Origin of the sequence: Exiguobacterium sp. s102 (assembly GCF_018618635.1) — a bacterium.
In the GTDB taxonomy this organism is placed as follows: Bacteria; Bacillota; Bacilli; order Exiguobacteriales; family Exiguobacteriaceae; genus Exiguobacterium_A; species Exiguobacterium_A oxidotolerans.
In genome coordinates, this window is the sequence record NZ_JACSML010000001.1 from 828,563 (window position 1) to 847,078 (window position 18,516).

The window sequence follows — 18,516 nt, forward strand, 5'->3', positions numbered from 1 at the left end:
AGGAGGTCATGTTGTGTCAAAGAAAAAGACGGAAAAAGTAAGCGTCTTTGCTCTTGGTGGGGCTGGTGAAATCGGTAAGAACATGTACGTCGTCGAACTCGACGAGGACATCTTCGTAATCGATGCTGGCTTGATGTTCCCAGGAGATGAGATGCTTGGAATTGACAAAGTCATTCCAGACATAAGTTATCTGAAGGAAAACAAAGAACGGATTCAAGGGATTTTCATCACGCACGGTCACGAAGACCATATCGGCGCACTCAGTTACGTCTTACGTGACTTGAAAGTGCCTGTATACGGGACACGCCTGACACTCGGATTGATTGAAATCAAATTAAAAGAAGCCGGTTTATTGAAGAAGGCAGATCTTCGTCCAATTGATGCCAAGACGAAATTAACCGTTGCGGGACATTTCATTACGTTCTTCCGCGTCAACCACTCGATACCGGATGCGGTCGGGGTTTGTATCCAAACATCACAAGGAGCCATCGTTCATACGGGGGATTTCAAGTTTGACTACACACCAGTCGACGGGAAACAAGCAGATTTCGGTAAGATTGCAGCAATCGGGCAACGGGGCGTTTTATGTCTTCTATCTGATTCAACGAATGCAGAGCGGCCAGGGATGTCCGGTTCAGAGTCGACGGTCGGGTCCGAATTGAACGACGTCATCTATGAAGCACCAGGTCGTGTTATCGTTGCATCGTTCGCATCGAACGTTCACCGCTTGCAACAAGTATTCGCAGCGGCCGAAGCGAATAACCGGAAAGTTGCAGTCGTCGGACGAAGTATGGTCAACATCGTCGAAGTCGCGCAACGTTTGAACTATTTACGGTTCAAGCAAAAAACATTGGTTGAGTTATCAGAAATCAATCGCCTCGATGATAACCAAGTCGTCATCTTGACGACCGGTTCACAAGGCGAGCCGATGGCGGCATTAACACGGATGGCACGCAATGCACATAAACAAGTCAACATCCGTCTTAACGATACAGTCGTCGTCGCAGCGTCACCAATTCCAGGGAACGAGAAATCGGTTTCGAAAACAATCGATCTGTTGTTCCGTGCCGGGGCGAACGTCATTTATAACCAACGTAAAGTTCACGTGTCTGGTCACGGTCACGCAGAAGACTTGAAGTTGATGCTCAACTTAATCAAACCGAAGTTCTTTATTCCGATTCACGGAGAATTCCGGATGCAAAAAGCGCATAGTCGTCTCGCACAGACGGTAGGTGTCAATGCAAACAACATCTTCATTATTGAAAATGGTGATGTGGTCGAATTTGAAAAACGTAAAGCACGCATGTCACGTAAAGTGAATGCCGGAAATGTGTTGATTGACGGGATTGGTGTAGGAGATGTCGGGAACATCGTCTTACGTGACCGTCGTCTCTTGTCTCAAGATGGTGTCGTTCTCTGCGTCATCACGATTAGTCGGAAGAACAAAACGATCGTGTCAGGCCCAGAAATCATCTCACGTGGATTCGTCTACATGCGTGAGTCAGAAGATATGATCAATGAGGCTAACCGAATCGTCGCGAAACAACTCCAAGGAAAATTAACGGGAGAACTCGATTGGACTGAAATGAAGTCGTTGATCCGAGATAAGCTGAGTTCTTATCTATATGAACAGACAAAACGTCGTCCAATGATTTTGCCGATCATCATGGAGATTTAACAAGAAGAGCGACTCAGACCGACCAATTCCTGGTCAGCTGAGTCGTTTTTTTATCAGGAGGTAGTATAGATGGCGACGACAAAAAAGAAACCTGTTCGCAAACAAACGACGGCACGGAAACGACCGCCGGCTAAAAAACAACGCCCTCCGATTCAATATCGTACATATGTAGGTGTTTTCGCTGTTTTGTTATTACTAGCCTATCTTCTTGCGTTAGGAGAATTTGGACGAGTCGGTGAGAAGTTCGCCGAGTTCGCTTTTGATACGGTCGGTCAATTCGGCTCGTTGCTTTATGGCTTGTCAGGGAGTTTGCTCCTCTTGTTCCTATCGCAACTCGAGCGACAAAAAAAATGGGCGATCAGTTTACTCGCAGCCGGTCTTTTAATTTGGATTGATTTAATATTAGGAGAGCCGAGGGGTACATTAAATGCTTGGCTCTATCAAGGATCGGCCTATTACATTTCGAGTTTTGGTGCTTTCTTGATTGGGTTGTTTTTAATTGGCACAAGCGTGCACCTGCTTCATCCGTTATTCTTCAGTGAACTGGCGCATGGAATGCTCGAGCGGGTGGAAGCGTTTCGAAATCGTGAGCGGTCTTTACCTGAACGCAAGGAGCGTCCTGTCAAAGAGGCTAAAAAACAAAAAGAACGTAAACCACTCGAACGGCAAGCAAAACCAACGACAGCTAAACAGGAGACTGCTGTGCCGTCACTTCCGGAAAACGAACCAGAAGATGCAGTGGAGAGTATTCAAGACGTCCCAATCATCGGGTTCGCGGACCATGTCGAACCGCAGGCGGCTGAACTACAAGGTCCGTTGACGATGACTGAAACACCGGACGGATACCAATTGCCTTCTCTTGAATTATTGATGGAACCGACATCAAAAGATTTATCAGGTGAGAACAAACGCCTCAAGGACAATGCAACGAAATTGATTGCGACTTTAAAGTCGTTCGGGATTGGGGCAAAGGTCTTAAAAATTCATTTAGGTCCAAGTGTCACGAAGTATGAAATTGAACCGCATCAAGGAATCAAGCTCAGTCGGATTACGGGACTCGCAGATGACCTGGCGCTCGCGCTCGCTGCGAAGGACATTCGAATCGAAGCACCGATTCCGGGAAAGGCAGCGGTCGGGATCGAGGTGCCGAATCGTGAAGTGGCGATGGTCTCACTTCGGGAAGTCCTCGGAGCAGAAAGCGTTCAAGCCGATCCTGATCGATTACTTGTCGCTCTTGGACGGAGTATCTCGGGAGAGACCGTGACGGCGAAGTTAAACAAAATGCCACACGTGTTAGTCGCAGGATCGACGGGATCCGGGAAGTCAGTCTGTATCAATGGGATGATCGTCTCGATATTGATGCGGGCACGACCGGATGAAGTCCGTTTGATGATGATCGATCCGAAAATGGTTGAGTTGAATGTCTACAATGGTATTCCGCATCTTCTTGCACCCGTCGTCACCGATCCGAAAAAAGCTGCGCAAGCCTTAAAACAAGTCGTTTCAGAGATGGAACGGCGGTATGAAATCTTCAGTCAGAACGGCGCCCGCAACATCGAAGGCTACAATGCATTGATTGATAAGATGAATGCGGAAGAGAAAGTCCATCAGCGTTTACCGTACATCGTCGTCATTGTCGATGAGTTAGCAGATTTGATGATGGTCGCTTCAAACGAAGTCGAAGATGCCATCATGCGTCTTGCTCAGATGGCACGGGCAGCAGGAATTCATATGGTCATCGCAACACAACGGCCAAGTGTCGATATCATCACGGGTGTCATCAAAGCGAACATACCGTCTCGGATTGCTTTCAGCGTATCGAGTGGAACGGATTCTCGCACCATCCTCGATACGAGCGGGGCAGATAAGCTACTCGGACGAGGAGACATGCTGCTCCTTGGAAATGGGATGAATAAACCTGTTCGTGTCCAAGGGGCGTTCTTATCGGACGAAGAGGTTGAAAAAGTCGTCAACCATGTCATCAGTCAACAAAAAGCACAGTACGTGGAAGCGATGATTCCAAAAGATGTTCCTGAGGGTGAATCTGACGTCGACGATCCGTTGTATGATGAGGTTGTTCAGTTCATCTTAACGCAAGATACAGCCTCGACGTCAATGATACAGCGGAAGTATCGGATTGGTTATAATCGCGCTGCACGACTGATCGATGCATTAGAAGAGAATGGCCTCGTCGGTCCGTCAGAAGGATCGAAACCACGCCGAGTCATCGGACGTTAAGTAATAACAGAGAACCAGCGTTCACATGATGAGCGTTGGTTTTCTTTACGTGTAAGAAAATATTAAAAAAAGTCTAAATGAGAACGATTTCAGGAAAATAGTTGTCAGACGTCTGTTGATTTTATACGCATGTTTTGTCATACTCAGTCATATGAGTTGACCTACCTCTCACAGAGGTAAGTGAGCGACTTTTACACAAATAGATAATGAAAGCGCTCACATAAATGGAAGAGGAGATGAATGACAATGAAGAAAAAACAAGTACTTGTGTCAGCAATGACGGTAGCAACAGTGGGACTCGCAGCATGTGGAGGATCAGATGATAGTGCAAAGGGAAACAAGGACGAGTTTTCTGTCGCAATGGTTGCCGATAAAGGCGGAATCGATGATAAATCGTTTAACCAGTCGGCGTGGGAAGGTCTGCAAGCGTATGGAAAAGAAAACGACCTTCAGAAAAATGAGGGTTACTCGTACCTTCAATCAAAATCGCAACAAGATTACCAACCGAACTTATCGCGTCTTGCACGAGCGGGAGAAGATTTGATTTTTGGGATTGGGAATACGTTTAATGAAGATATCAAAACGGTTGCCGATCAGTTTAAAGATACACAGTTTGCAATCATCGATAACGTCGTCGAAGGAGACAACGTGACATCGATTACGTTTAAAGAAAACGAAGGTGCCTACCTTGCGGGAATCATTGCCGCGATGGAAACGAAAACAGATCACATCGGCTTTGTCGGTGGAATGAAGATGGATGTAATCGAACGCTTCCGGGCAGGCTTTGAGGCTGGGGCAAAATCCGTTAATCCGAACATCAAAGTTGACGTACAGTACGCAGAAGATTTCGCTGCACCTGAAAAAGGACAAGCAATCGCAGCAGGCATGTATGGTAAAGGGGCAGATATCATTTTCCCGGCAGCCGGTGGAACAGGAAACGGCGTCTTCACAGAAGCAAAAAACCGGAAGAAAAATGGAGAAGAAGTTGCTGTCATCGGTGTCGATCGTGACCAACAAGAAGAAGGCATGCCAGAAGATGTCACGTTGACATCTGTCATCAAACGAGTGGACTTAGCGGTCAAAGATACAGCGAATGAAGCGAAAGCTGGAAAACTCACAGGTGGAGAGACGATTCGTTACGGTTTGAAAGAGCAAGGCGTTGACATCATTGAGTCAGAAAAAATTTCGAAAAAGACACTCGACATGCTCGAACAAGCGAAAGACAAAGTCATTTCAGGTAAAACAGAAGTACCTGAACAATAAGCGTCAAAGGAAGAGCGGGCATTCTTAGGTAGAACGCCCTATTTTCTTCCAACAATAGATACGATATGAAAAGGGTTACAAAAGCGCCAGAAGTCAGACTTCTAACCTGTTACAAAATGATTGCAGGATTGTGTTCGACGTCATATACTTATCTTGGCTGGAGTTCTCATACGTCAGAAGTCTGAGCACTGGTTACAACTAGATAGAGGATGGAGATGCGTCATGTCGATTAAATTAGATCATCGTTTGCTTTACTTACGAGTGATTGAAAAGATTAAGTCTGACATCGATGACGGCGTTTACAAGGAAGGCGAGAAACTACCTTCAGAGTTTGAACTTTCAAAGCAACTTGGCGTTAGTCGAGCGACTCTTCGGGAGGCTTTACGAATTCTTGAAGATGAGAACATCGTCATCCGTAAACACGGTGTCGGTACGTTTATCAATGCAAGACCACCATTCACGTCGGGGATTGAAGAATTGTACAGTGTGACGGAGATGATTGCGCGCGCTGGGATGATTCCAACGTCTGAAGTCTTATCTTCAGAAATGGTTCAACCGACAGAACGTGACCGAGAACGTTTCCAACTTGGTCCGGATGAACTGGTTTATCGAATCGAACGAATCCGACTTGCAGGAGATGTTCCTGTTGTCTATTGCGTCGATAAGATTCCAAGCCATTATATTAAAAATGAAGAACAGTTTACGTCTTCGACTTCACTGTTCGACGCACTAGAAAAAGAACTAGGTCGTCGGGTCACACATGCGGTGACGCATATCGAACCTCGAATCGATCCGAAAATCGCTGAACAATTACATACGGACCAACCCTTGCTCGCGTTGCGACAAACGCATTATGATGAGCTCGACCGATCCGTTCTTTATTCAGCGAACTATTTCCGTGCGGATAAGTTTGATTTCCATGTCATCCGTAAACGTGTATAATCGATTGTTTTAGGAGTTTTACTGAAAGCGCTTCCGCCAACCTACGTAACGCTCCTCATCACCAGCCTCAGGTGCTTGACGTAGTCAGGAACTTTGTATGACCATATTCGAAAGGGGATTATTTCAGATGAAAAAGAAGTCACTTCTCGCATTAGCAGCAACAGGTTTAGCAATGAGTTCGGTACTCGCAGCATGTGGTAGCAACGATGATTCTAAAGATTCAGGAAGCGGCGAAAAAGACGGCTTCAAAGTAGGTATGGTCACAGATACAGGCGGTGTTGATGATAAATCATTCAACCAATCTGCATGGGAAGGCATTCAGAAGTTCGGTAAAGATAACGATTTGGAAGAAGGAACTGGTTACAAATACCTTCAATCAGCAAAACAATCGGATTATCAACCGAACTTACAACAATTAGCACGTGCGAACTACGACTTGATTCTCGGAATCGGGTTCTTGATGGCAGAAGACATCGGTAAAGTAGCGGATCAGTTTGACGACAAGAACTTTGCACTCGTCGATATGGTCGTTGATAAGCCGAACGTCGCGTCAATCGTCTTCAAGGAAAACGAAGGTTCGTTCCTCGTCGGTGTCGTCGCGGGTCTTACTACGAAAACAGATAAAGTCGGATTCGTCGGTGGCGTAAACTCAGACTTAATCAAAAAGTTTGAAAGTGGATTTAAAGCAGGCGTCATGGCTGTCAACCCAGATGCAAAAGTTGAAGTTCAATATGCAGAAGATTTCAATGCTGCTGAAAAAGGACAAGCAATCGCTTCAGGGATGTACGGCAAGAAAGTTGACGTGATTTATCACGCAGCTGGTGGTACAGGACAAGGTGTCTTCACAGAAGCGAAAAACCGTAAGAAAAACGGTGAAGATGTTTGGGTCATCGGTGTTGACCGTGACCAAGTCGAAGAAGGTATGCCAGAAAACGTTACATTGACGTCAATGGTTAAGCGTGTTGATACAGCAGTTGAACAAGTTGCGAAAGATACGAAAGATGGCAACTTCCCAGCAGGTAAAGTCGTAGAATTCGGTCTTAAAGACGGCGGCGTTGATATCGCACCTTCACAAGACAACATTGAAAAAGACGTCTTGACGAAAGTCGAAGACTACAAAAAGCAAATCATCGATGGAAAGATCACAGTTCCAGCAACTGACGATGAGTATAAAGAGTACGAAGCATCACTTTAATAAAATGGAAGCGGGGGTCGCTAGCATTGCGGCCTCCCCTTTTAAACTAAACATGGGAGTGGATTTTCTTGGAATACGTCATTGAGATGCTAAACATACGAAAAGAGTTTGGCAGTTTCGTCGCAAATGATAATATCACGCTCCAGCTTCGGAAAGGTGAGATTCACGCTTTACTTGGTGAAAACGGTGCCGGAAAATCGACGCTGATGAACGTCTTATTTGGTTTGTATCAGCCTGAGGCTGGAGAAATTCGTGTACGCGGTGAAAAAGTTAATATTACAAGTCCGAACGTCGCGAATGATCTTGGAATCGGCATGGTGCATCAACACTTCATGCTCGTTCAAAATTTCACCGTCACGGAAAACATCATTTTAGGTGCAGAACCGAAATCTGGTCTCAAAATCGACCGCGCAACTGCCCGGGAGAAAGTACGCCAAATTTCGGAGCAGTATGGTCTTGCGGTAGATCCAGATGCAAAAATTGAAGATATTTCAGTCGGGATGCAACAACGTGTCGAGATTTTAAAGACACTGTATCGTGGAGCTGACATTCTCATCTTCGATGAACCATCGGCTGTATTGACGCCTCAGGAAATCAAAGAATTGATTCAAATCATGAATCGGTTGATTGCTGAAGGTAAGTCGATCATCTTGATCACACATAAATTGAAGGAAATCATGGAAGTGGCAGATCGCTGTACGACGATTCGTCGTGGTAAGTACATTGGTACAGTTGATATCGATGAAACGATGACACAGTCGAGACTCGCTGAAATGATGGTTGGCCGTGAAGTAAACTTTGATGCGGAGTATTCCAAGGCAAATCCACAAGAACTCGTTCTCGATGTAAAAAACCTCGTCGTTAAAGACGGTCGTGGGATTAAAGCAGTCGACGGACTGAACTTAGATGTTCGAGCCGGCGAAATTGTCGGGATTGCAGGGATTGATGGGAATGGTCAAACTGAATTGATTGAAGCAATCACAGGATTAAGAAGAGCCGAAAGCGGAGAAGTATTCTTAAACAACAAATCAATCAAAAACCTGAAGCCGCGGAAAGTGACGGAAGCGGGCATCGGTCATATTCCTCAAGACCGTCATAAACATGGACTCGTTCTTGATTATTCAATCGGTCATAACATGGTCTTACAAACGTACTATCAAAAACCGTATTCAAAAGCAGGCATCATGAACTACAAGCAGGTCATGGAAAAAGCTCAAACGTTAATTGAGAAGTTCGACGTCCGAACTCCAAGTCCTGAAACATTTGCTCGCGCCTTATCGGGCGGGAACCAGCAAAAAGCCATCATCGCGCGTGAAGTCGATCGTTCACCTGACTTATTAATTGCTGCGCAACCAACACGTGGACTCGATGTCGGTGCAATTGAATTCATTCATGAGCAGTTAGTACTTGAACGGGAAAAAGGACGCGCTGTCCTCTTGATTTCGTTTGAACTCGAAGAAATTTTACAAGTCTCAGATCGCATTGCCGTTCTGTATGAAGGACGGACAGTAGCCTTTCTCGATCCTAAGGAAACGAATGAAATTGAACTCGGCTTCCTGATGGCTGGCGGTAAGAAAGAGGAGGTAGGTCGTTCATGAAACTCGAACGTTTTTATGGGATTTTGATTCCAATCTTGTCAATTATCCTCGGTATGGTAGTTGGTGCCATCGTCATGTTGATTGGTGGTTATGACCCAATCGCTGGATTTGATCAACTGTTTTACGGAATCTTTGGTGAACCGTATAGTATCGGAGAAACGTTGCGTGCAGCAGCACCATTGATTTTTGCGGGTCTCGCCGTCGCCTTTGCCTTTCGAACGGGATTATTTAACATCGGGGTTGAAGGTCAAGTTTTAGTCGGTTGGATGGTCGCGGTCTGGATCGGGATTTCTTTCGATCTCCCGACAGCAATCCACTTGCCACTCGCGTTAATCGGAGCGGGTTTAGCGGGGGCACTTTGGGCTGCGGTTCCAGGTATTTTAAAAGCGCGTTTCCATGTCCATGAAGTCATCACGTCAATCATGATGAACTACATCGCGTTGTATGTGACGAATGATATTTTACGTCACGTCATCGGAATCAAAAACGAGCGGACAGATTCAGTCAAAGAAACGGCTTCGTTGGCTTCACCATTCTTGCAAGAGTTAACGGATTTTTCGCGTTTGCACAATGGGATTTTCATTGCCATCGTCGCCGCACTCGTCTTCTGGTTCATTCTTTGGAAGACGACGCTCGGTTACGAGTTACGTGCAGTTGGATTTAATAAAAGTGCTGCAGAGTATGCCGGTATGGGTGTCAACAAGAACATCATTCTCTCATTCGTCATCTCTGGTGTATTCGCTGGATTTGCTGGTGCGATGGAAGGGTTAGGGACATTCCAAAACATGACGCTAAACGCATCCTTTACGGGTGTTGGATTTGACGGAATCGCCGTCGCCTTACTTGGTGCGAACAACCCGATCGGAGTCGTTCTGGCCGCATTATTATTTGCCGGACTCAACATTGGCGGATTGTCGATGCAACAAATCGGGATTCCACCAGAACTGATTAAAATCATCATCGCCTTCATCATCATCTTCGTCGCTTCCGGTTACGCGATCCGTCTCGTCATCGAAAAGCTGACGGTTAAAAGAGCAGAAGGCAAAAAAGTGAAAGGAGCCGATAAATAATGGGCTTTCTAGATGTACTTTATATTATCGTACCGATCGCGCTTGCCTATTCGGCTCCATTGATCATCGCAGCGCTCGGTGGTATTTTCAGTGAACGTTCTGGTGTCGTCAACATCGCGCTTGAAGGCTTGATGGTCATGGGTGCATTCACGGGTGTTGTTTCAGCCCTGACATTATCGAAGATGGGATTCGGCGCTGCTAGTCCATGGATCGCGATGTTAATCGCTATCGTCATCGGAGCAATCTTCGCTTTATTCCTTGCAGTGCCTGCGATTTTGTTCCGTGCCGACCAAACGGTACTTGGTGTCGCAATCAATATCTTAGCAGTTGGCCTTGCGATTTTCTTAGTGCGTGCCTTCTATGGAAAAGGACAAACAGACTCGATTCCGAACCGGATTTCGAAAGAGAATGTGCCGTTCCTATCTGATATTCCTGTTTTAAAAATGTTTTTTGCAAACGTCTACTATACCTCGTACATTGCGATCATCTTAGCAGTTGTGGCATGGTTCGTCGTCTTTAAGACACCATTCGGTCTTCGTCTCCGTTCTGTCGGAGAACACCCGATGGCAGCAGATACGATGGGGATTAACGTCACGAAGATGCGCTTTATCGGAGTCATGATTTCAGGTGGATTCGGTGGTCTTGCGGGTGCAGTTTATGCAACTTCGATTTCATTGAACTTCAGCGTGACGACAATTCTCGGGCAAGGTTTCCTTGCGATCGCCGCGATGATCTTCGGAAAATGGAATCCACTCGGTGCAATGGCAGCTGCCTTGTTCTTCGGTTTCGCTCAAGCGATCTCGATCATCGGACAACAGTTACCATTACTCGATCAAATTCCTCAAGTCTATCTTTTGATTGCGCCTTACGTCTTAACGATCCTTGCACTTGCTGGTGTCGTCGGTCGCGCCGATGCACCAAAAGCTGTTGGTGTACCGTACATCAAAGGAAAACGATAACGATCATTCAGGTATTCTTGTTAAAAAAAGCTGTACGGCTCGACCGATTGGGTCGAGCCGTACAGCTTTTTTGATGTATGGTCATAAAAAAAACAGCATGGCGTGAAGCTACCATACTGTCAAATACTTATTCGTATTTTAATGCGTCGCCTTCGAATGATTCGTCTGCCACTTTAATTGAATCAGTTGGGCAACCTTCGAATGCGTCAATCATGTCATCGAACAATGCTTCCGGGATTTCTGCTGTCCCTTTGTTATCGTCTAGAATGACGTATGCTAAGCCCTCGTCATCATAGTCATAGATATCAGGTGCTGCGGCACCACAAGCGCCACAAGCGATACACGTGTCTTTATCGACAATCGTAAATTTAGCCATTTTGTATTTCTCCTCTCTATTCGAAAACATGATTGATCTAGTATTGTTCTCATCTATATGTCATTGTATCGGACTCATGCGTTCTTTTCAATGAGGAAGCGGTAGAAGTATTCAAACAAAGTAACAGGATGCGATGGAAATAGTCGGGTAATGCGCAGTAGGTGCGTTAATCTAAGAAAGAGGTTTGGAAAGGCCAAGCTAATTATGCTATACATATAAACGAATGAAGACGATACTTTAAATATAATCAAACCGATCGAAGGTGAGGGGGAGTGGATGAAATTGACTGTCGTCAATCAAGTTTTGTTAGAAACCATTAGTCGTCTCCGGGGTGAACGGACAGATCGTAGCCTCTTTCATATCCTTCAAGGAAAACGTTCGGCAACATCACTCCAGGATGCACATTTCTATGAATTAGAAACTGTCTTTGGGGTGCTGCCCTTTCGACGAGAAACATTCGATCGGCTACTGCTTGAGCTGGAACAGCAGGGACTCATTGAACGAGCGGAAACGTTGCGCATCACGGAGCTTGGTGAATCCTCGATCAAAGTACCGTTTTTAATCGATGACATGGGCGGTGAATTGCGTGGATTTCCAATCATTTTATGGAAACGCTTAAGCCTTCTGATTCAAACCGTCGTTTGTCTCGAACAAAAACGATTTTTCGTACCGGTTCAGCAAGACGTCGCGATAAAGGACTGGGTCCGGCGATGCGTCAAAGGGATGCCGCAGCGTACGCAGTGGATTGATCAGGTGTACCATGAATTACGAGAGGCGTTGCGTCAGCTGTCGGTAAAAGAAGCGACGCTCATCAGCTACCGCTTGTCGGGGTTGAAAACAGGTTTGTCTTACCCGCAACTTGAAGAGAAACTTGACAGTGACGTCTTGTCGCTCCGCTTGGAATTTATGATGGCTTGGCGAAAATGTCTGCGTCACTTGGATGAAGCAGGACTGATTTTACGTCTTGGTGAAGATATTGATCAATCGAAGATGACACAATCAGCACAGAAAACGTGGGATATGTTACGTAACGGATTTGCTTTGAATGAAATCTCCGAGCGGCGCCGCCTGAAGAAGAGCACGATGGAAGATCACCTCGTCGAAATTGCGATGTACAGTGACGTATTCCCGCGGAGCCAATTCTTATCGGATGCACAATTTAAAGAAGTGATTGAAGTAGCAAATCGAAACGAGACATTTTCGTTGAAACGAATTAAAGGTGAATTGAAGCTTGAGACCGATTATTTTCAAATTCGTATCGCGTTAGCGCGAAAAAGATGGGAGGAGAGATGATGGAGACTGTCTTAAAACGTTATTTTAAGCATGACCGCTTTCGAGCCGGTCAAAAAGACATCATTGCATCCGTTTTAGCAGGCCGCGATACGGTCGCCATCTTGCCGACCGGGGGAGGGAAGTCGATCTGTTATCAACTTCCGTCCTATTTGTTGCCAGAAGGGTTGACCGTCATCCTTTCGCCGCTCTTATCGTTGATTGAAGATCAAGTCATGCAAATCAAAAGTCGCGGTGAACGTTCCGTCGCTAAATTGACGTCGCACGAAACAAGAGACCAAAAAGAGCAGATTTTACGTCATCTGAGTCAACTTCGGTATTTGTATTTGTCACCGGAACAATTGGCGATGCCGAACGTCAAACAACGGCTTCAGCAAACAAACATTAATTTATTCGTCGTGGATGAAGCGCATTGTATTTCACAATGGGGTCATGAGTTTCGCCCCGAGTACGCGAAGCTTGGAATCGTAAAGAAACAACTCGGAAACCCGACTTGTTTAGCTTTGACGGCAACAGCAACGAAACAAGTGGAACAGGATATGTTAAGAGGCTTAGAGCTGTCGGACCCGACGATTATCCGGCATTCCGTCAATCGACCGGAAATTCAATTTATCGTCGAAGACGTTGAGCCTGATCAAAAAGATCATGTGCTGGTAAACTGGTTAACGAAGGTAGAACGTCCGTGTGTCATCTATACGACGACAAGAAACGAAGCAGAGCGTGTCGCACGTCTAATCACGAAGGCGACATACTACCATGCAGGACTCGAAGCAGAGGATCGTCAATTGATTCAACAACAATTCTTACACGATGAGATTGAGTGTCTCGTCTGTACAAGCGCATTTGGTATGGGGGTCAATAAAGGGAATGTCCGGACCGTCATCCATTACTCGATGCCGGCGACGATTGAAGCCTATATGCAGGAAGTCGGTCGGGCAGGGCGAGACGGAGAGCCGTCGACAGCGCTACTGCTCTATGCAAAGGGGGATCACCGTCTACAGCAGTTTTTAGTCGAAAAGCAGTATGCCCCTGTGCTTTGGATTGATCAATTGTTAGCGGGCATGGCACGTCAGGAACCGCTTGAAACGATGGAACGGCGTTTAGGGTTAGATGTCGAAGATCCGGCGTATCGGTTATTAAAATCGCAACTAAGTGATCGCTGGTCGCGTGAGAACATCATCGCTTGGCAAGAAGAGCGAAAAAAGATACGTTTACGTGAACTTATGCAAATGATAAATTATATTCAAAGTATAACGTGTCGACGAACGTTCATCTTGAATCATTTTGATGAGCAACCGATCGTCCAGGACCGGTGCTGTGATATTTGCGGTAATACGACAACGCAATCACCGCAAAAAAGGCATACGATTGAAATTTTGGATTGGGAACAACGATTAGAAGAGGTCTTTTTTTCATCAGCCGATTCAGTGTAAACTAGTACTATCCTTATTTTTAGAAAAGGTGATGAAATTGAGTAAATACGATCAACGAAAGAACCGACAAGAAGAACCAAAATCAAGCTTACCACCACGTTCTTCACGAATTGAACATGTGCGGAATGAACGGTTAAAGCAACCCTTTGTCAAAAATCCGTTAGCCATTACGCTGACGATTCTTATGATTACAATCATTATCGCCTTCGTTTCCCTCGGTTTCATGATGTAAGGGCACATTGTGAACAGAGATTATTTTCCTTTACGGGTATACTGAAAAGGAGAAGGAAGGAGGCACGGTGCATGGATCGTGGGAAATATAATATCAAAGCAGTCGCTGCATTAGTAGGGCTCAACCCAACGACCATTCGTGCTTGGGAAAGGCGATATCAAGTGCTTGATCCGGATCGGAGTGAATCTGGGCATCGCATCTATAGTGATAGCGATGTCGCGAAGCTCCGCTGGATTGTAGACAAACAAAAAGAAGGACTATCTGTTTCGAAAGCGATTCAACTGTACGAAATGCCTGTCAGTCGCACGGAGCTTCCACTTGATTATGGTGTTGAACTACGTGAACAGCTGTTTGAGGCATTAACGACATTTGAGGAACGACATGCCCATGACATCATGAATAAGGCATTCTCAATGTTTAGTTTCGATAAGGTGATTCAAGATATCGTTGGACCGTTGCTGCACGAAATCGGCTCAAAGTGGGAAAATGGTGAAATTACGATTGCGCATGAACATTTTGCGACAGCCTTTTTACGGGCCCGCCTTTCAACATTGTCGTTGCAAATGCCGATCAATCCTTTTTTACCGCGCATTTTATGTGTATGTGCGCCAGAAGAAGAACATGAATTGGGATTGTTATTTTTTACGCTATACTTACGCCAATCCGGCTTCGATGTGATTTTTCTTGGGGCAGGAATTCCCGTGTCAGATCTTGTGACGGTGACGAAACAATTAGTACCACGTGCTGTCGTCCTTTCGTGTACGATTTCTGACCACCTCAGTCTTTTAGATGAAGCGCTTGCCGAACTACGACAGGCTGTACCGAACGTCGAGATTGGTCTAGGTGGTTATGCCGTCGAACAGCTCCCTGAAAAATACGCGGATCACCTCCTCGGGACGGACGATTCCTCCTGGAAAAGTTGGTTAAGTCGACTCACTCCGACAACTGGTGTATAGTGTGATTCATATTGAACGGAGAAGTTGTTTTTCTCCGGCATTGACTGGAGGAGTCTTAGATGAGATTTGAGACATTTAAACAAGGGCATTTACGTGTGTTTATTACGAAGCAGGAACTTTCCGTTCACGACGTTCGACCAGAAACACTGGCAGTTGGAAAAGGACAGGACCTATTACGTAACCTGTTAGAAGAAGCAGAATCAAATTTTGGATTTCATGCGGTCGGGACACTTGAATTTTTTGTGACATTCTTTCCGAATGACGGGATGTTGGTCGATGTACGACGAGAAGGTGAATTACCAGAAGAAACGTTTGATGAATTTGATCAAGTAGAAATTCGGATGACCGTCGATATCGTACACCATGTCCTGTATCAACTCGAAGAATTCGAGGACGTCATTCAAGCGAGCCACGGATTGCTTTGCCACGTTCTGATGACGGAAACGGGTGGTAGGCTGTACTACTTCGAAGGGCGGTATTACTTGTATTTCGAGGAACGGATGGCAGAGGCGCTTGAACGGACGATTACGACCGTACTGTCTGAATATGGCGTACCAAGTGCGAAAAGTCCGCTCGCGATGGCGGAATACGGAAAAACACTTCAGCGTTCAGATGCAATCAAAATGATTGCCGGAACATTTTCTGTGTAAATGATGATTTTTAACGAATCGGCACATACGACGATTCTTTTTAAGACCACTGACCGGTTTCTGACGGAAAGTGGTCTTTTTCATGAGGAATCATCAGTTAACACCATTTTGTATTTTTTCGTTGAAAGAGTGATGGTATGATAAACAGTGAACGTAAGATGAAGGAGTGAAGAGTATGAGAGTGGCAGTATTATATGGTGGGATTTCTGGAGAACGTGAGGTTTCGTTAAGTAGCGGGAAGTCCGTGATTCAAGCATTGGAGGGAAAAGGGCACGAAGTCGTTGCCATCGATTTCCATCCGGAACGTGCTGAAGAAATTTTCAATCTGGATGTTGAAGTCGCCGTCATTGCTCTTCATGGAAAATATGGAGAAGATGGTCGTGTTCAAGCATTACTAGAATTAGCGGATATTCCGTATACTGGATCAGGTGTGTTGGCTTCCGCTTTAGCGATGGACAAAGCACGGTCGAAGTTGCACTTTGAGAAGGCTGGCATTCGGATTGCGCGTGATGTCTTGATTGAACGCGGTGACGACATCGCAGATAAGGTCCGGCAGTGGGGCGGTGAATTCCCTTGTGTCGTCAAACCGGCTCAAGAAGGATCGTCAAATGGATTGACGATTGCGATGGACGACGCGATGTTACGAAGCGGAATCGAACTCGCTTTTCAGGCAGACGATGCGGTCTTGATTGAACAATTCATTAAAGGGCGAGAAGTAACCGTACCGGTGCTCGGCCAAAAAGGTGCTGAAAAAGCGTTGCCCGTCATCGAAATCATTCCTAAAAATGAATTTTATGATTATGAATCAAAATATGCAGTCGGTGGATCAGAGCATATCTGTCCTGCTGATTTTGATGAGGTGACGACACAAAAATTACAAGAGTGGGCAGTCCTCGCCCATCAAGTCCTCGGATGTTCGGGCTATTCCCGTTCTGATTTCCTGGTGCCTGAAATCGGTCATCCCGTTATTTTAGAAACCAATACGCTACCTGGTATGACAGCGACAAGTCTATTCCCGGACGGGGCACGGGCAATCGGGATTGATTATCCAGAGCTAGTCGAATCGTTTATCAATCTAGCGATTACACGTCATCAAGCGACTTCGAACAACATAAAGTAAACAAAAAAGAGTAGATGATAGAAAGCGCTTACAAATATAGTAGGAATCCCTTTCATTACACGTCGGAACAAGGTATACTTTATCCGAACAAGGAAACGGCATAGGGGATGCCACTTATGGGGAGGAACGTTGGAATGATCACTGACCAACAACATGCGAATCATCGGAAAAACGTACTTGAAGCAACACAGGAAATCGTAAAAGAGGCACTTGAGAAGTTGGGTTACCCGGACGAAATGTATGAATTGTTAAAAGAACCGTTGCGGATGTTGACGGTTCGGATTCCAGTTCGGATGGACGATGGGTCAACAAAAATCTTTACCGGCTACCGGGCGCAACACAATGATGCTGTCGGTCCGACGAAAGGTGGAATCCGTTTCCACCCGAACGTAACGGAAGTCGAAGTCAAAGCGTTATCAGTCTGGATGAGCTTGAAGGCAGGAATCGTCGATTTACCATACGGTGGTGGTAAAGGTGGAATCATTTGCGATCCACGAGAGATGAGTTTCCGGGAAATCGAGCGTCTGAGTCGTGGCTATGTCCGTGCAATCAGTCAAATCGTTGGTCCGACAAAAGATATTCCAGCACCTGATGTCTTCACGAACTCACAAATCATGGCCTGGATGATGGATGAGTACAGCCGGATTGATGAATTCAATTCACCGGGCTTCATTACAGGAAAGCCGTTAGTACTCGGTGGTTCCCACGGGCGTGAGACTGCGACAGCTAAAGGGGTCGCCATCATGATTCGGGAAGCTGCTGCGAAGAAAGGGATTACATTAGAAGGAGCCCGCGTCGTCGTTCAAGGGTTTGGTAATGCAGGGAGCTTCTTATCGAAGTTCATGCATGATTTAGGGGCGAAAGTCATTGCGATCAGTGATGCATATGGCGCTCTCCATGATCCGAACGGACTGGATATCCCATATTTACTTGATCGTCGCGATTCGTTCGGGACGGTGACGACGCTTTTCAAAAATACAATTTCAAATAAAGAACTGCTCGAATTAGAGTGTGATATTCTTGTTCCGGCAGCGATTGAAAATCAAATCACGGAAGATAATGCGCATGACATTAAAGCGCGAATCGTCGTCGAAGCAGCCAACGGTCCGACGACGAATGAAGCGACGAAAATTCTCGCAGATCGTGAAATCTTGATTGTTCCCGATGTCTTGGCTTCAAGTGGTGGCGTAACGGTGTCCTACTTTGAATGGGTTCAAAACAACCAGGGGTATTACTGGACGGAAGAAGAAGTGCATGAAAAGCTTGAAAAAGTACTCGTGAACTCGTTTAATCAAGTGTATCAAACATCGCATACACGAAATGTTGATATGCGCCTCGCTGCCTACATGGTAGGCGTTCGTAAAATGGCGGAAGCCTCACGCTTCCGTGGATGGGTTTAATTTGAAAAAGTTCACTTCTTACAGGAGTGAACTTTTTTCATGTAACTTAAATTCTTTCTTCGTTTGCTCATGTTTGCTAAGATAAAAAAAAAAACACGTGGAAGAGGAGAAAAGAT

The 18,516-nt window shown here is 45.7% G+C and carries 16 protein-coding genes; 15 read left to right on the plus strand and 1 reads right to left on the minus strand.

Annotation, left to right across the window (positions count from 1 at the left end):
• Positions 1-13: 13 nt before the first annotated feature.
• The 8 genes from KNQ02_RS04035 (at position 14) to KNQ02_RS04070 (ending at position 10,943) form a co-directional block, all read left to right on the plus strand.
• Positions 14-1,678: a ribonuclease J gene (locus tag KNQ02_RS04035; RefSeq protein WP_214807335.1), complete on the plus strand. Its 1,665-nt coding sequence runs from the start codon at positions 14-16 to the stop codon at positions 1,676-1,678.
• A 69-nt stretch (positions 1,679-1,747) separates the two neighbouring features.
• Positions 1,748-3,916, plus strand: coding sequence for a DNA translocase FtsK (locus KNQ02_RS04040; RefSeq protein ID WP_214765120.1), 2,169 nt, complete (start codon positions 1,748-1,750; stop codon positions 3,914-3,916).
• A 246-nt stretch (positions 3,917-4,162) separates the two neighbouring features.
• Positions 4,163-5,179: a BMP family lipoprotein gene (locus KNQ02_RS04045; protein WP_214807337.1), complete on the plus strand. Its 1,017-nt coding sequence runs from the start codon at positions 4,163-4,165 to the stop codon at positions 5,177-5,179.
• Between the two features lie 222 nt (positions 5,180-5,401).
• Positions 5,402-6,121 carry a GntR family transcriptional regulator gene (locus KNQ02_RS04050; RefSeq protein ID WP_029330710.1) on the plus strand — a complete coding sequence of 240 codons (720 nt, stop codon included), beginning with the start codon at positions 5,402-5,404 and terminating at the stop codon, positions 6,119-6,121.
• Between the two features lie 127 nt (positions 6,122-6,248).
• Positions 6,249-7,316 carry a BMP family lipoprotein gene (locus tag KNQ02_RS04055; protein ID WP_029330708.1) on the plus strand — a complete coding sequence of 356 codons (1,068 nt, stop codon included), beginning with the start codon at positions 6,249-6,251 and terminating at the stop codon, positions 7,314-7,316.
• Positions 7,317-7,384: 68 nt separating this feature from the next.
• Entirely contained in the window at positions 7,385-8,914 is a 1,530-nt protein-coding gene (locus tag KNQ02_RS04060; RefSeq protein WP_088837336.1) for an ABC transporter ATP-binding protein, read from the plus strand.
• On the plus strand, positions 8,911-9,984 hold the full coding sequence (locus KNQ02_RS04065; RefSeq protein ID WP_088837335.1) for an ABC transporter permease: 1,074 nt from the start codon (positions 8,911-8,913) through the stop codon (positions 9,982-9,984). Before KNQ02_RS04060 ends, KNQ02_RS04065 begins: the two co-directional genes overlap by 4 nt.
• Positions 9,984-10,943, plus strand: coding sequence for an ABC transporter permease (locus tag KNQ02_RS04070; protein ID WP_029330703.1), 960 nt, complete (start codon positions 9,984-9,986; stop codon positions 10,941-10,943). The genes KNQ02_RS04065 and KNQ02_RS04070 overlap by 1 nt, the downstream gene beginning before the upstream one ends.
• Positions 10,944-11,070: 127 nt before the next feature.
• On the opposite strand, the gene KNQ02_RS04075 is transcribed toward KNQ02_RS04070, so the two are convergent.
• Positions 11,071-11,319 carry a ferredoxin gene (locus KNQ02_RS04075; RefSeq protein ID WP_012370689.1) on the minus strand — a complete coding sequence of 83 codons (249 nt, stop codon included), beginning with the start codon at positions 11,317-11,319 and terminating at the stop codon, positions 11,071-11,073.
• Positions 11,320-11,595: 276 nt separating this feature from the next.
• Between KNQ02_RS04075 and KNQ02_RS04080 the strand changes: the two genes are divergently transcribed.
• The 7 genes from KNQ02_RS04080 (at position 11,596) to KNQ02_RS04110 (ending at position 18,400) form a co-directional block, all read left to right on the plus strand.
• A complete protein-coding gene (locus KNQ02_RS04080) occupies positions 11,596-12,612 on the plus strand; it encodes a YpbB family protein (protein ID WP_214807339.1) in 1,017 nt (338 codons plus the stop codon).
• Positions 12,612-14,042 carry a RecQ family ATP-dependent DNA helicase gene (locus tag KNQ02_RS04085; protein WP_251131905.1) on the plus strand — a complete coding sequence of 477 codons (1,431 nt, stop codon included), beginning with the start codon at positions 12,612-12,614 and terminating at the stop codon, positions 14,040-14,042. The genes KNQ02_RS04080 and KNQ02_RS04085 overlap by 1 nt, the downstream gene beginning before the upstream one ends.
• Before the next feature lie 37 nt (positions 14,043-14,079).
• On the plus strand, positions 14,080-14,274 hold the full coding sequence (locus tag KNQ02_RS04090; RefSeq protein WP_029330697.1) for a hypothetical protein: 195 nt from the start codon (positions 14,080-14,082) through the stop codon (positions 14,272-14,274).
• A 71-nt stretch (positions 14,275-14,345) separates the two neighbouring features.
• A complete protein-coding gene (locus tag KNQ02_RS04095; protein WP_088837332.1) occupies positions 14,346-15,230 on the plus strand; it encodes a MerR family transcriptional regulator in 885 nt (294 codons plus the stop codon).
• A gap of 59 nt (positions 15,231-15,289) precedes the next feature.
• Positions 15,290-15,880, plus strand: coding sequence for an adaptor protein MecA (locus KNQ02_RS04100; protein ID WP_214807340.1), 591 nt, complete (start codon positions 15,290-15,292; stop codon positions 15,878-15,880).
• 175 nt (positions 15,881-16,055) lie between these two features.
• Positions 16,056-17,000 (plus strand): D-alanine--D-alanine ligase, encoded by a 945-nt coding sequence (locus KNQ02_RS04105; protein WP_029330692.1) that lies wholly within the window; start codon positions 16,056-16,058, stop codon positions 16,998-17,000.
• A 134-nt stretch (positions 17,001-17,134) separates the two neighbouring features.
• The gene (locus tag KNQ02_RS04110; protein ID WP_029330690.1) at positions 17,135-18,400 is read left to right on the plus strand and encodes a Glu/Leu/Phe/Val family dehydrogenase; all 1,266 of its coding nucleotides are present in this window, start codon (positions 17,135-17,137) and stop codon (positions 18,398-18,400) included.
• Positions 18,401-18,516 lie beyond the last annotated feature (116 nt).